Annotated in this window: 11 protein-coding genes; all 11 read right to left on the reverse strand. The window is 37.7% G+C overall.

Features of this window, described 5'->3' with window-relative positions; translation table 11 throughout:
- Window position 1 precedes the first annotated feature (1 nt).
- On the reverse strand, window positions 2–3,424 hold the full coding sequence (gene mfd / locus SPI61_RS02440; RefSeq protein ID WP_321136549.1) for a transcription-repair coupling factor: 3,423 nt from the start codon (window positions 3,422–3,424) through the stop codon (window positions 2–4).
- Window positions 3,417–3,995 carry an aminoacyl-tRNA hydrolase gene (gene pth / locus SPI61_RS02445; protein WP_321136550.1) on the reverse strand — a complete coding sequence of 193 codons (579 nt, stop codon included), beginning with the start codon at window positions 3,993–3,995 and terminating at the stop codon, window positions 3,417–3,419. The genes mfd and pth overlap by 8 nt, the downstream gene beginning before the upstream one ends.
- The gene (locus SPI61_RS02450; RefSeq protein ID WP_414601513.1) at window positions 3,995–4,945 is read right to left on the reverse strand and encodes a ribose-phosphate diphosphokinase; all 951 of its coding nucleotides are present in this window, start codon (window positions 4,943–4,945) and stop codon (window positions 3,995–3,997) included. The genes pth and SPI61_RS02450 overlap by 1 nt, the downstream gene beginning before the upstream one ends.
- Entirely contained in the window at window positions 4,945–6,414 is a 1,470-nt protein-coding gene (gene glmU / locus SPI61_RS02455; protein WP_321136551.1) for a bifunctional UDP-N-acetylglucosamine diphosphorylase/glucosamine-1-phosphate N-acetyltransferase GlmU, read from the reverse strand. The genes SPI61_RS02450 and glmU overlap by 1 nt, the downstream gene beginning before the upstream one ends.
- Window positions 6,335–6,865 (reverse strand): hypothetical protein, encoded by a 531-nt coding sequence (locus SPI61_RS02460; protein WP_321136552.1) that lies wholly within the window; start codon window positions 6,863–6,865, stop codon window positions 6,335–6,337. The genes glmU and SPI61_RS02460 overlap by 80 nt, the downstream gene beginning before the upstream one ends.
- 7 nt (window positions 6,866–6,872) lie before the next feature.
- Entirely contained in the window at window positions 6,873–9,272 is a 2,400-nt protein-coding gene (leuS, locus tag SPI61_RS02465; RefSeq protein WP_321136553.1) for a leucine--tRNA ligase, read from the reverse strand.
- Between the two features lie 8 nt (window positions 9,273–9,280).
- Window positions 9,281–10,663, reverse strand: coding sequence for an asparagine--tRNA ligase (gene asnS / locus SPI61_RS02470; protein ID WP_414601514.1), 1,383 nt, complete (start codon window positions 10,661–10,663; stop codon window positions 9,281–9,283).
- Between the two features lie 265 nt (window positions 10,664–10,928).
- Entirely contained in the window at window positions 10,929–11,237 is a 309-nt protein-coding gene (locus SPI61_RS02475) for an FtsB family cell division protein (RefSeq protein WP_321136555.1), read from the reverse strand.
- The gene (locus SPI61_RS02480) at window positions 11,224–11,460 is read right to left on the reverse strand and encodes a S4 domain-containing protein (protein WP_321136556.1); all 237 of its coding nucleotides are present in this window, start codon (window positions 11,458–11,460) and stop codon (window positions 11,224–11,226) included. Before SPI61_RS02480 ends, SPI61_RS02475 begins: the two co-directional genes overlap by 14 nt.
- Window positions 11,461–12,573 (reverse strand): PP2C family protein-serine/threonine phosphatase, encoded by a 1,113-nt coding sequence (locus SPI61_RS02485; RefSeq protein ID WP_321136557.1) that lies wholly within the window; start codon window positions 12,571–12,573, stop codon window positions 11,461–11,463. It abuts the gene before it with no gap.
- Window positions 12,560–13,702 (reverse strand): class I SAM-dependent RNA methyltransferase, encoded by a 1,143-nt coding sequence (locus SPI61_RS02490; protein ID WP_321136558.1) that lies wholly within the window; start codon window positions 13,700–13,702, stop codon window positions 12,560–12,562. Before SPI61_RS02490 ends, SPI61_RS02485 begins: the two co-directional genes overlap by 14 nt.
- Between the last annotated feature and the right edge of the window lie 110 nt (window positions 13,703–13,812).

The raw sequence follows: 13,812 nt of genomic DNA on the forward strand, positions 1-13,812 counted from the left end.
CCTAAACTCCAAAAGCACTTTTAAAAAATTTATACACCGTATCAATTGCATTGTCTTTAGCAGAAATTCTAATGATAGGCAATTTTGAATCAAATCTAAGTCCGTCCGGAAAGTCTTTAAGTAACTTTGTCATGTCAATCTCATCAAGCATTTCCGGCGCATATTCCATCCTTATTATATTGTTATTTTCAATTATACTTTTTACAAAATGTTTACTTGCAATATTCTTTATGAGTCCGATGTTCATAAGGTTTATCAGCGCTTCCGGAATATCACCGAATCTGTCGATAATCTCATCTGCAAGCTCATCTTTTTCTTTGAATGTCTGAATATCTGAAATACGTCTATAAAGCTCCATCCTTATATATATGTCCTCTATAAATCCTTCCGGGACCGCACTTTCAACCATAAAGTCAACCTTTGTGTTTAATGTTTCTCGCACAGGTTTTCCTTGTAATTCACCGATAGCATAATTTAAATATTTCATATAAAGTTCATATCCGACTTCCGCCATATGTCCCGACTGACTGAGACCCAAAACATTTCCGGCGCCTCTAAGCTCGAGGTCTCGCATTGCAATCTTGTATCCGCTTCCAAAGTCGGTAAACTCCTTCATAGCCATAAGCCTTTTAATGGCTTTCTCTGAAATAGAACGCGACTTGTCATAAGTAAAATATGCATAAGCAAGGCGATTGCTCCGCCCGACTCTTCCCCTTAACTGATATAGCGTCGAGAGTCCGAATCTGTCGGAGTTATAAACAATAAGTGTATTGACGTTCGGAAGATCCATTCCTGTTTCAATAATTGTTGACGTAATCAATACATCCGATTCTTTGTTTTCAAATCTATAAAAAACATCTTCAAGCTCTCTTTCGGACATCTGACCATTTGCAATAAAAAATCTAGCTTCCGGAACAAGCTCCTCAAGTTTTCTCTTCATAACTTCCATGCTCTTTACATCGTTGTACAAAAAGAAAGTTTGCCCTCCACGATTTATTTCTTTTAAAATCGCACTTCTGATAATATTTTCACTGTATTCCAAAACATAAGTCTGCACAGGTATTCTGTTGTGAGGCGGTTCTTCAATGACCGACATAGAGCGAATGCCCGAAAGACTCATGGAAAGAGTTCTAGGAATAGGAGTAGCGGAAAGCGTTAAAACATCGACGTCCTCCGCAAGCGATTTGATTCTCTCCTTGTGTTTTACCCCAAATCTTTGCTCCTCGTCAATTATTAATAGTCCCAAATCTTTGAACTTTACATCTTTAGATAAAAGTCTATGCGTCCCGATAATCATATCCACTTGACCAAGCGCAAGCTCTTTTACAGTTTTTATAATTTCTTTTTTTGTTCTGAATCGACTGAGATTTCTTATTCGCACCGGAAAATTTTTAAATCTTTCTTCGGCAGTTTTTGTGTGCTGTTCCGCAAGAAGCGTTGTCGGTGTAAGCATTGCGACTTGTTTCCCATCCATTATAGCTTTAAAAGCTGCTCTAAGTGCAACTTCCGTCTTTCCATAACCGACGTCTCCCAAAAGAAGCCTGTCCATCGGCTTTTTCGATTCCATATCGGCTTTGATGTCGTCGATTGCCATGAGTTGACCCTCGGTCTCGACATATTTGAAACTGTCTTCAAACTCGTGTTGCCATTCAGTGTCCTTGCTGAACTGAAAGCCCTCTTTTTTACTTCTCACAGCATAGAGCTCGATCAGTTCGCGAGCCATCTCATTTATCGCTTTTCTGGTTTTCTCTTTGGTCCTTTTCCACTGAATACTGTCCAAACCATAAATTCTTGGCTTTGCCCCCTCTTTCGAAGTGTATTTGTCAATCTGATTTATATTTTCGACCGGTAGATAAAGTTTGTCCTTGTCCTTATATAAAATTTCAAGATAATCTTTTCTAACGCCTTTTATATCGAGAGTCTTAACTCCGTTGTATTCACCGACCCCGTGGTCTTCATGAATTACATAGTCGCCGACATTTATATCCTGAATTCTCAAATTCGAAGCCGACTTGGATTTTTTTCGCTTCCCTCTTTTTTCGCCGAATCCGAAAATATTTAAATCCCCGAACACAACCAAATTTATACTTGGAAGCACAAAACCGTTTGCTATTGACTTCTTCGTAATGACAATATTATTTTTATCACTGTCTTCATAAGTATAAGGAAATCCGTGTTCCAAAAATCTCTCTTCAACAGCTTTTCTCTTTACGTCGTCACTCGCGCTCAAATAAATTTTATATTTTTCATTTTCATATTTTGAAATATCTTTAAAAATCTCATTGAAGTCGCGACCATATTTTGGAACGCTTTTTATTTTTAGTTCAAAATCCAAAACATCATTTATCTTATTTGGAAGTCCCGAAACATAAAATGCCCGATTCTTTATTTCTTTAATCGCATCCGGCTCAAAAAGCCTGTCTCCATAAATATCCTCGTCCATAATTTCATGGCTTAAATATAAATGGCTGAGCTCCATGTCCAAATACTCATAATAACTTAAAATCTCTTTCTTTGCTAAATCAGGATAAATAAAAAGAATATTATAGTCCTTCGCCAAGTCATAAGTCCGAACTTTAAGCTCCTCCGGAAAATATGAAAACAAAATTTCACGTTCGCTCGAATATGAATCGTCTCGAAGTTTTTCTAAAATAATATCGAATTTTTTATAGTCCTCTCTGTTTTCCTTTTTCTCCAAATCTTTTGAAATTCCATCGATGAGCGGATTTCTTGTATAATCGTCGATTATAAGTTCTTCGCTCGGAAAAATTTCAACCTCGTCGATATATTCAGTAGAAAGTCTTGTGTCTGAATCAACCCGCCTTATCGTGTCGACCTCATCGTCAAAAAATTCAATTCTTATAAGTCCGTCTCCACAAATCGGGAATATATCTACAATATCACCGCGAAGACTAAACTCGCCCCTCGAACTAACCTCCGGCTCCCTTTTAAACCCGCTTGAAATAAGCATTGAAATAAGTTCATCAAAATCAAATCGGTCGCCTTTTTTAATTTTTATAATTTTGTCTTTATAAAAATCTAAATTTAGATTAAAGTCATAGAGGGTGAAAAGTGAAAGAGCAATCAGCTTTGTTTCGCCGTTTATCATTCTTTGAAAAACTAACATACGGTCCTTTTGAACCTTGTCGTCAATAACTTTTATTTCGTAATAAATCTTTTCTCTCGGGGGCATATAGTCGCAGACAACTTCGCTATCATCGCATCTGTCAACAAACTGTTTTGCCTCCGCTTCAGTTGGAAAGACAGCAAAAAAAGGCCTATCCTCCCCCGCTACAAGGGTTATAAGATAATCCAGAAATTCGTCGCCGACACCGCTGATAAGTGCCGATTTTCCATCATTATATGCCCTCAAAAAACTTTCAAGAACAGGCTCTTTTTTTATTCTTTCCAATAATTTATCCATCTATTTCTATTTTCCCATTATAATTATTCATCGCATTATCAATTCCAATGTCAAGAATTGCATCAAGTGAATCGACCGCTTTATTAACGAGAATATCAATTATTTCAGAATCTTTCTTCGGCGGCCTTGCAAGTACAAAATCCGCCAAATCGCAGTCTCTCATAAATTTTCCGACACCGAGTTTCACCTTTGTATAGTCATCGGATTTAAGATGATTATAAATCGACTTGAGTCCATTATGTGTACCCTTGCCGCCTTTTTTTCTTATGCGCAAAGTTCCGAGTTCGATTTCTATGTCGTCTACTACAACTATTAAATCTGACAAATCGAGTTTGTAAAAATTTAAAATCTCGGAAACCGAAACACCACTTTCGTTCATATAAGTCATAGGTTTAACGAGAATTATTTTTTCACCCGAGTTATTAAATTCACCTATAAGAGCATTAAATTTTGCCTTGTCAATCGAAACTCTGTGTTTGTCCGCATAGTTGTCCAAAACCCAAAACCCGGCATTGTGTCTTGACAGCTCGTACTTTGCGCCCGGATTTCCAAGTCCAACAATAACTTTCATTAGTCGAAGATTTTGCTGATTGATTCGTTGTTTGAGATAATCGTAAGTGCTTTTGCAAACATTTCTGCAACAGATACGACTTTAATCTTATCTCTGATTTCAGGAAGATCCGGAAGTGGAATTGAGTCGGTGATAACAAATTCTTTTAAATCGCTGTCGAGAAGTCTTTCAATTGCAGGACCTGATAAAACACCGTGGGTAGCGCATCCATAAACTTCCTTTGCGCCCATTTCCTTCAAAGTTTTTGCAGCTTGACAAATTGTTCCTGCTGTATCAATGATGTCGTCGACCAAAATACAAGTCTTTCCTTCGATATCTCCGATAACATTCATGACTTCGGAAACATTCGGTCTCGGTCTTCTCTTTTCAATGATTGCAATCGGTAAATTCAATTTGTTTGCAAAATTTCTTGCTCTCGTAACTCCTCCCAAGTCAGGGCTTACAACTGTTGAATTTTCATCAATTTTGTCTTTGAAATATTCAGCCAAAACAGGAATTGCTGATAAATGGTCCACTGGAATATCAAAATAACCTTGAATTTGTCCCGCATGAAGATCCATTGTAACAACTCTGTCTGCACCGGCTTTTTCTAAAAGGTTTGCGACGAGTTTTGCTGTGATAGGTTCACGTGCACGAGTTTTTCTATCTTGTCTTGCATATCCGTAGTACGGAATAACTGCGTTAATTCTGCCTGCGCTTGCTCTCTTACATGCGTCAATCAAAATCAAAGTTTCCATCAAATTGTCATTTACAGGACTGTGTGTCGGTTGAATAATAAATACGTCGCATCCACGAACTGTTTCGTTGATTTCAACATTTATTTCTCCATCCGAAAAAGTTGTTACATCGCAGTCGAGTAAATCGATTCCCATTTTCTCGCAAATGTCCTTAGCTAATTTTCTGTTTGCATTTCCTGTAATTACCTTGATACCTTTAAAAAAACCCATCATTAAAAATCCTCCTTGTGAAGTCCCTTTTTCTTCACCCATTCTTTAATATTTTTCTGCTCACTTCTCTCTATAGCAAGCTCATCCTCTTCCACAGGCTTTGTGATAGTTGAGCCCGCAGCAACAAATCCGTTGTTCGAAACTTCCACAGGCGCAACCAAATTTACATTTGAGCCTATAAAAGCATTATCTCCTACAACGGTTCTGTGTTTATGTTTTCCATCATAATTGCAGAATATAACTCCGCAGCTTATGTTAACACCTTTCCCAACATCGGCATCGCCGATATATGCCAAATGTCCGGCCTTTGTATTTTCACCCAAAACGGAATTTTTTACCTCAACAAAATTTCCGACTTTGACCCCGTCCTTTATAAACGAATTCGGTCTTATCCTTGAATATGGTCCGTACGAAACTGCGTTTCCGACAACTGAATCCTCTGCAACTGTATTAATAATATGACAATCTTTTCCAATTTTCATATTTTTTAAAGTCGACGATTCAATAACCGTGCCGGACTCTATTACAGTTTCCCCGTAAATTTTACATTCTCCGAAAATCTCAACATCCTGTTCAATTTGAACATCCGGAGAAATCATCGTGAGTTCAGGATTGTGAATCATAACCCCCGAGAGCATTCTCTTTCTGTTTTCCCGCTTCATCAAAGCTCTTTCACAGAAATACAAATCCTCTCTGTCGTTTACGCCAAGAATTATGTCCGTGTCTTCCGTAACATACGCACTCACTTTCATGCCCATTTCTTTGGCATATTTTATCGTGTCCGTTATCATATATTCTTTTTTTAGATTGTTGTCGTTTATAAGGTCGATTGTTTTTAAAAACGCCTTGCCGCTGAAAAGATAAATCCCGGAGTTGACCTCGTTTGTGTAAGTCTTGTTCGGCTCCAACTCCTTCTTTTCAACAATTGCACTGAACTCCCCGTCTTCTCTGACAATTCTTCCATAGTCTTTAGGGTCGTCCAAAATTGCAGAAAGAACTGTTATGTCCGACTTTTCTTCATTGTGAAATTTAGTAAATTCTTCTATAACTTTTGCATCTATAAGAGGCGTATCTCCATACAAGACCATCAAAGAGTCTTCCTCTTTTATAAAATCTTTTGCAAGTTTTACTGCATATCCGGTTCCATACGGCTTTCCTTCGCCAAGCTCTTGTTTAACTATTTTAGAGCCCTTCGCTTCAAGAACCGGAGATGCTTCATCGATATTTTTTGTGCCGAGCACCGTTATGATTTCATCGAATCCCGCTTTTTTTACAGAGTCGAAAACGTGCATAATAAGTGGCTTAAATAAAAGCATATGAAGCACTTTCGACTTTGACGATTTCATTCGCGAGCCTTCGCCGGCAGCTAATATAATTGCTTTTTTAATAATATCACATCCTAATTGCAATTTGAATTTGGCGATCAAGAGCTTCCTTGAATCCTTCAAATTCTTCTTTTGTTTTAAAAGCATGGCTTGGAATTAGAAAATCAAATTCCTTGTCTTGCGATAAAATATAAATATAATCGTCCTCAACAGTATATTCACTCATATTATCAAACAATACAACGAATCTGTTTTCCCCTCGAAACGCTTCAAGTCCGCCTTCAATCTTGTCAATTTTGTATTCTCTTAAAAATGAACTGTCTGTGGCTGCTTTTGCCATAAAAGCTCTTTCAATCTTTTTTCTTATATTTTTCTTAAATAATTTCGGTATAAAATATATCCAAACAGCCGAAATTGCTGCAGCCACAACAACATTTATTGGAATTATAGGTTTTGCAAGGAGAACAAGTAACATCGCAATAACCGGGAGAGTGAGTCTTTGCATCCAAAGACTTCTCTTAAATGATTTTCCGGTATAAACTCCTCTAAGCGCAACTTTTATATAGTCTTCAACTTCAGGTTTAATTATAATTGGCATATTTCACCTACTTAACAACAATGTTTAGAATTTTGTTCGGAACAAAAATCTTCTTTACAATTGTTTTGCCTTCTGTCTTTGCCTTAATATCATCGAGTGCAAATGCAAGTTCCAAAACCTTTTCTTCTTCCATATCTCTTTCAATATTTAGTCTCTCAATAACTTTTCCGTTAATTTGAACAGGAATTTCAATCGTTTGAAGAACGGTCAAAGCTTCGTCATATTGAGGCCATTCGCATTCGCAAATCATCTTTTCAAATCCCAATCTTTCATTCAATTCTTCAGTAATATGCGGCGCAACCGGATTTAAAAGAGTGAGAAGTGTCTTGAATTCACATTTATTAATCTTTTCGGTCAAATAAATTTCATTTACAAGAGTCATTATTTGAGCAATTGCTGTGTTGTATTTTAGAGTCAAGTAATCATTTGTGACTTTCTTAATTGTGATGTGGAAAATCGGGAGAAGTTCTTTTCTGATTTCGTCCCCTTCAACAGTCACGTCCATTAGTCTTATAACTCTTTCAACGAACTTTCTAAGTTGTTTAGGTCCGTCGTCATTCCAAGGAGCGCTCTTTTCATAGTCACCCAAGAACATTTCATAGAGTCTCAAAGCGTCAGCTCCGTATTCTTTTACATATTCATCTGGATTTCTGACATTTCCTCTGGACTTACTCATCTTTTCGCCGTTTTCACCCAAAATCATACCGTGTGAAGTTCTCTTCATATATGGTTCTTCCGTTGGAACAACTCCGATATCGTAAAGGAACTTGTGCCAGAATCTCGAATATAGAAGGTGGAGTGTGGTATGTTCCATTCCTCCGTTATACCAATCGACCGGCAACCAATATTGAAGTTTTTTATAATCTGCAAGCGCTTCATCGTTGTGCGGATCGCAGTATCTCAAATAATACCAACTTGAACCCGCCCAGTTCGGCATTGTGTCCGTTTCTCTTTTTCCCGGAACGCTTGGATCCTCAGGACATGTCGTATTTACAAATTCCGGAATTAGTGCAAGCGGACTTTCGCCTGAGTCTGTCGGTTCATAGCTGTCGACGTGCGGTAGTGTGAGCGGTAAATCCTTTTCATTCATCGGAACCCACTTATCTTCGCAGTAAACCATTGGAATCGGTTCACCCCAATATCTTTGACGGCTGAAAACCCAGTCGCGGAGTTTAAAGTTGACCTTTTTGTCGCCAATTCCCATCTCTTGCAATTTATCGAGAATCTTTTCCTTGGCTTCAGCGACAGAAAGACCGTTGTATTCGCCGCTGTTTACAAGTTCGCCTTCAGCTGTATCGGTGTATGCTTCTTTTGAAACATCTCCGCCCTTAATAACTTCCACAATCGGCAAATCGAACTTCTTTGCGAATTCATAGTCTCTTGTATCGTGTGCAGGAACACTCATAATTGCTCCCGTTCCATATGTCATAAGAACATAGTCCGAAATAAAAATCGGAATTTCTTTATTTGTAAACGGATTTATAGCTTTTACACCTTCAAGACAAACTCCCGTCTTGTCTTTATTGAGCTCTGCTCTCTCGAAATCACTCTTTCTTCTTGCCTCTTCTTGATATGCTTTAACTTCTTCTTTGTTTTTCAAATCCCATTTTTGAAGAAGTGGATGTTCCGGACTGAGAACCATATAAGTCGCACCGAAAATAGTGTCCGGCCTCGTTGTGTAAACCGTAACAGAGTCACCATTTGTGGTTTTGAAATTGATTTCAGCACCATAGCTTCTTCCAATCCAGTTTCTTTGTTGTGTTTTAACTTTGTCAATATATTGAACCGTGTCGAGCCCATCTACAAGTCTGTCTGCATATTTGGTAATCGCAAGCATCCATTGATTTTTAACTTTGTGCTCAACTGTGTGTCCACATCTTTCGCAGCAACCGTTAATAACTTCTTCGTTTGCAAGACCGATTTTGCAGTCAGGGCACCAGTTTATTGACATTTGTTCCTTATATGCAAGCCCTTTTTTATACATTTGAAGGAAAATCCATTGTGTCCACTTGTAATAACTCGGGTCGGTTGTATTAATTTCTCTGTTCCAACTGAAGCTTATACCAAGACTTGTCAATTGGTGCTTAAATGTGTCGATATTTTTCTTTGTTACAACTTCCGGGTCCATATGATTTTTTATCGCATATCTTTCCGTCGGAAGACCGAATGCGTCAAATCCTATTGGGAAAAGCACATTGTAACCTTGCATTCTCTTTAGTCTTGCAACGACGTCAAGAGCGGTGTAACTCCTTGGATGCCCGACGTGAAGACCTTGTCCTGATGGATAAGGGAATTCAACGAGTAAATAATATTTCTTTTTGTCGTAATCTTCTTTGGCATCAAAGACATGAGTCTCTGCCCATTTATCTTGCCACTTTTTTTCTATTTGTTGATGATTATATTCCATAATAACTCCTAAAATTCACAATTGTTTACAGTTCTTGGATAGAGGGCAACGTCGCGAACATTGTCAACCCCTGTCATATACATAACCATTCTTTCAAAGCCGAGTCCATATCCCGAGTGGATTGTGGAGCCGTATTTTCTCAAATCCAAATACCACGAATAATCTTCCGCATTCAATTTGAATTCTTTCATTTTACTTAAAAGAACTTCGTAATTTTCTTCTCTTTGGCTTCCACCGATGATTTCCCCAATGCCCGGAACGAGAAGGTCGCAAGCTGCAACTGTCTTTCCATCCGGATTCAGTTTCATATAAAACGCCTTGATTTCCTTCGGATAGTCCGTGACAAATGTCGGTCCGTCAGAGTGAACTTCCGCCAAATATCTTTCGTGTTCACGTTGAAGGTCGTCTCCCCAACTTGGTATGACGTCAAATTTGTGGTCAGCATTTCTTATAATGTCAATCGCTTCGGTATAAGTTATACGAGCAAATTCGCTGTTTGCAATTTTTTCGAGTTTTTCAATCAAGCCTTTTTCCACGAATTTATCCAAAAATTGCATTTCTTCCGGACAATTATCAAGAGTATATCTTATGATAAATTTCATCATCGCTTCGGCGATATCCATATTTCCCTTCAAATCGCAAAATGCCATTTCCGGTTCAACCATCCAAAATTCAGCCAAGTGATTCTTTGTATTTGAGTGATCGGCTCTGAAAGTCGGTCCGAATGTATAGATGTTTCTGAATGCTTGAGCCATTGTTTCCCCTTCGAGTTGTCCTGTAACAGCAAGATTTACAGGCTTTCCAAAGAAATCCTTTGTGAAGTCCACGCTTCCGTCGTCATTTTTCGGAATATTTTTCAAATCGAGATTTGTAACGTGGAAAATTTCCCCTGCTCCTTCTCCGTCAAAAGCTGAGATGAGCGGAGTTTGTGCATACAAAAATCCCCTGTCTTGGAAAAATTTGTGGATGGCATAAGCCAAAACACTTCTTACTCTGAAAGTTGCTCTGAAAAGATTTGTTCTTGCCCTTAAATGCGCAATAGTTCTTAAATATTCCCTCGTGTGTCTCTTCGGTTGAAGTGGATAATCCGCGGTACTTTCACCTTCAACTTCAATTGATGTTGCTTTGATTTCAAAAGGTTGTTGCATTTCCGGTGTCAATACAAGAGTACCTTTAACCCTTATAGCCGAGCTTAGATAAAGTTTTTTAAGCTCTTCAAAATTTTCTGTATTTTCATCCATTACAACTTGCACAGATCTGAAATCTGTTCCGTCATTTAATTCTATAAATGCAAAACTTTTTGAGTCGCGAAGGTTTCTTATCCAACCTTCCGCCTCAACAACCTGTCCATCTAATTCGACTGCTTTTTCAAATAAACTTTTTATCTCCATATTTACCTCCATTGATTTTAAAAAAATAGATTCCTCTTACCGAAAAGGTACGAGAAATCTTCGTAGGTGCCAACCCTTCTAATACTTAGATGCTCTTATCGCGAGCGAACGATTGTCCAGTAGGGAAACATGTTTCGGCTTTTGGTTTATTAAATTCACCTGACTCTCACCGTCTCAAGCTCGCTTTGAAATTTAATAAACCGCCTGTTTCCAAGGACATATATTATCTATATTTTACCACTAAATCCAATAATTATCAATCGATTTAATCAGTATTTTCGTCTTTTCCGCCTTTTTCTTTATCCATATCTATAATAATTGTTTCTCCCGGTTTAATCATGCCGAGAGCTCGTGCTTCTTTTTCGATAAATTGCAAACTGTCCGAATTTTCCAAATCGTAATTTATCGCTTCAAGTTTGCTGTTTAATTCTTCCAAATCGTTTTCAAGGCTCGCCTTTTCTTTTTTTAATCGCGACTTTTCATTTAAATTGTTGTAAAAACCGACAGCAAAAGCCGCAAAAGAAATAATTATTATAGCTGCGAAAATGAGTCTGTATAAGCTATTCGTCTTCATTTGCCATTCTCACATATGCTTCGTCTTTTTGTGTCAAACCGACAACCACAAATCTGGAGTTTCCTCTGCTACTTTCAAAGCTTATTACATCTCCGATTTTCACTTCTGAACCCGGCTTTGCAGGAGTGCCGTTCAGTTTTATATAACCGTTTAAAACAGCATCCTTTGCAACAGTTCTTCTTTTAATTATTCTTGAAACCTTCAAAAACTTGTCCAATCTCAATTAAATATCACCTTTATCCTTAAATTCTATCAAAACTGCACACATATCGTCATATCTTACGCCGCTGTTAAAATAATCAAGCGAAACTCTCAAAGTCTTTAAAATATCATTCGGCTTTCTTCTGATAATGCTCTCAACTCTGTCAATGCCGTATTCTTCCCCGTCTTTGTTTTGTGTTTCTTTTATGCCGTCTGTGAAAAGTAAAATTTTATCCCCCGGATTAAATCTTATGACCTTTTCCTTGAAATCAATCTTTTCGAAATAACTGCAGACCGGCTTTCCCGACATTTCAATTCGAGTAACGTCATTTTGTCTGATTAAAAGCATTGGACAATTGTGTCCGGCATTGGAATATGAAATAGTTTGTTCGTTCGTGTCAATCAAAACATGAAACATAGTAAGATACTGACTTATATCGAGTCTCAAATCCAAAAATCTTCTATGAAGCTCCGTCAAATCGTAAGCGCTGCTGTGATAATCCTGTAGATTTCTCATAGTCTCACGAACAAAAACCGTGACCATAGCCGCCGGAACACCGTGTCCGGAAACGTCACAAATATATGCGCTTGTAATATTTTTATTTATACTTATAACATCAAAAATATCACCGCTTAACTGTTCACATGGTTGATACATATAGTCGACCTTGAGCCTTCCGAAATCTAAATCAACCGGCAAAATCGACTCCTGAATTTTCTTTGTTAGAGTGAGATCCTTATTCATTATTTCATTTTTAAATGTGATTTCATTCTGTATATTTTTTAAAGATGTCATATCTCTATAAATATCGACATATGCTGTGATTGAGCCGAAGTCATCTCTTATCGGAGCAGTCGACACATCATAAACTTTCCCGTCAAATTTTAAATCCGACTTTTTCATATCTTCGTCTTTAAAATCCGACGGCGTAATATAAATACTGAAAATATCTTTAAATTTTGTCGTCTTCAAATCGTCAATCTTCATCCCTTGCGGGTCGAAATTTAGCTTGTTAACAAGCGGTTTGTTTGCAAAAATAACAATACCGTTCACACTTGTAATCTTCACCCAATCCGGTAAAAAATTCAGAACATCAAGATTGCTGTTTAAATCAACTAAGTTAAAGTTTTTCATAATACTCCTTTGGCGGTCTTGGACCCAAAAATGTGTAAAAATAAGTTTTTATTTTACCATTGTATAACTTTCTGTTTTTATCAGCCTTCCTGTCAAGAACTGTTTCGAGCTTGTCATAGTCCGTAATGACATATGTGCTCCATGTAGGCAGCTTGTCAATAAGGGTTTTGAAATTCCCATAAGTTCTGTCAAGAAGCTCGTCGTCAAGTCTTACCCCATACGGAGGATTTGTAATTATCACTCCGTAATCATCTTCGATTTCGACTTTTCTCACTTCTTTTGTGAAGAGAAAAATATCTTCAACGCCGATGTTTTGTGTATTATCTCTCGCTATCATAATCATATTTCTATCGTAATCCGACCCGGTTATATTTAGAGTTAAGTCTTTGTCTATTGCCGCTTTTGCGTCTTTTCTTATAGTTCTAAACTCCGACAAATCCAAAAATCCAAAATGTTCGCACGAAAATCTTCTTAAAATTCCCGGAGCAATATTTCTCGCAATCATCGCCGCTTCAATTGGAATCGTGCCCGAACCGCAAAACGGATCGTAGAGAGGTCTGTCTTTGTTCCAGACGCTCAAATTTATCATAGCTGCTGCGAGAGTTTCCTTTATAGGTGCCGCTCCCTGCATCTTTCTGTATCCTCTTTTGTGAAGCCCCGCTCCTGATGAATCTAGATATAAAATCGCATGGTCTCTGTTTAAACTGATTTCGAAATTATACTTCTTTCCGGTCTTTTCGTAATAATCCTTGTTATATGTTAAATTGAGCTTGTCAATTATTGCGCGCTCAGTAATTCTTTGACAATCCGAGATTGAAAAAAGTTTGGACTCATAACTTCTGCCGTTAATTACAAAATTTGCATCTTCCGGTAAAATCTCCGCCCAATCTAAAGAGAACACATTCTCGTAAAGTTCATCAAAAGTATAAGCGTCAAATTCGAGCAAGTTAATATGAACCCTCTCGGCTGTCCTAAGCCAAAGGTTAGCTCTGAAAATATCTGCGCTCGTACCATAAAATTCTATATGCCCATCGGTCACGCTCTTTATCTCGAGTCCCAGATTAAGTATTTCTCTTTTTAAAACCGCCTCTGTTCCGAAATGGCATGTTGCTGTTAATGTATAAATCATTCTTGTCCTCCAACTTAATTATATCAAATAAAAGGATTATTTTAAAGACCAAAACGCTATTTATGTAAATAATAAAAAACTCGCCAAATAAATGACGAGCTTTTTAAATC

This window comes from Ezakiella sp., assembly GCF_034180565.1.
Lineage (GTDB): Bacteria > Bacillota > Clostridia > Tissierellales > Peptoniphilaceae > Ezakiella.

Excerpts from the sequence above, each read along its gene's own strand:
- mfd (WP_321136549.1), bottom strand. The coding sequence starts at position 3,424 with ATGGATAAATTATTGGAAAGAATAAAAAAAGAGCCTGTTCTTGAAAGT.
- pth (WP_321136550.1), bottom strand. The coding sequence starts at position 3,995 with ATGAAAGTTATTGTTGGACTTGGAAATCCGGGCGCAAAGTACGAGCTG.
- SPI61_RS02450 (WP_414601513.1), bottom strand. The coding sequence starts at position 4,945 with ATGATGGGTTTTTTTAAAGGTATCAAGGTAATTACAGGAAATGCAAAC.
- glmU (WP_321136551.1), bottom strand. The coding sequence starts at position 6,414 with ATGCTTTTAAAACAAAAGAAGAATTTGAAGGATTCAAGGAAGCTCTTG.
- SPI61_RS02460 (WP_321136552.1), bottom strand. The coding sequence starts at position 6,865 with ATGCCAATTATAATTAAACCTGAAGTTGAAGACTATATAAAAGTTGCG.
- leuS (WP_321136553.1), bottom strand. The coding sequence starts at position 9,272 with ATGGAATATAATCATCAACAAATAGAAAAAAAGTGGCAAGATAAATGG.
- asnS (WP_414601514.1), bottom strand. The coding sequence starts at position 10,663 with ATGGAGATAAAAAGTTTATTTGAAAAAGCAGTCGAATTAGATGGACAG.
- SPI61_RS02475 (WP_321136555.1), bottom strand. The coding sequence starts at position 11,237 with ATGAAGACGAATAGCTTATACAGACTCATTTTCGCAGCTATAATAATT.
- SPI61_RS02485 (WP_321136557.1), bottom strand. The coding sequence starts at position 12,573 with ATGAAAAACTTTAACTTAGTTGATTTAAACAGCAATCTTGATGTTCTG.
- SPI61_RS02490 (WP_321136558.1), bottom strand. The coding sequence starts at position 13,702 with ATGATTTATACATTAACAGCAACATGCCATTTCGGAACAGAGGCGGTT.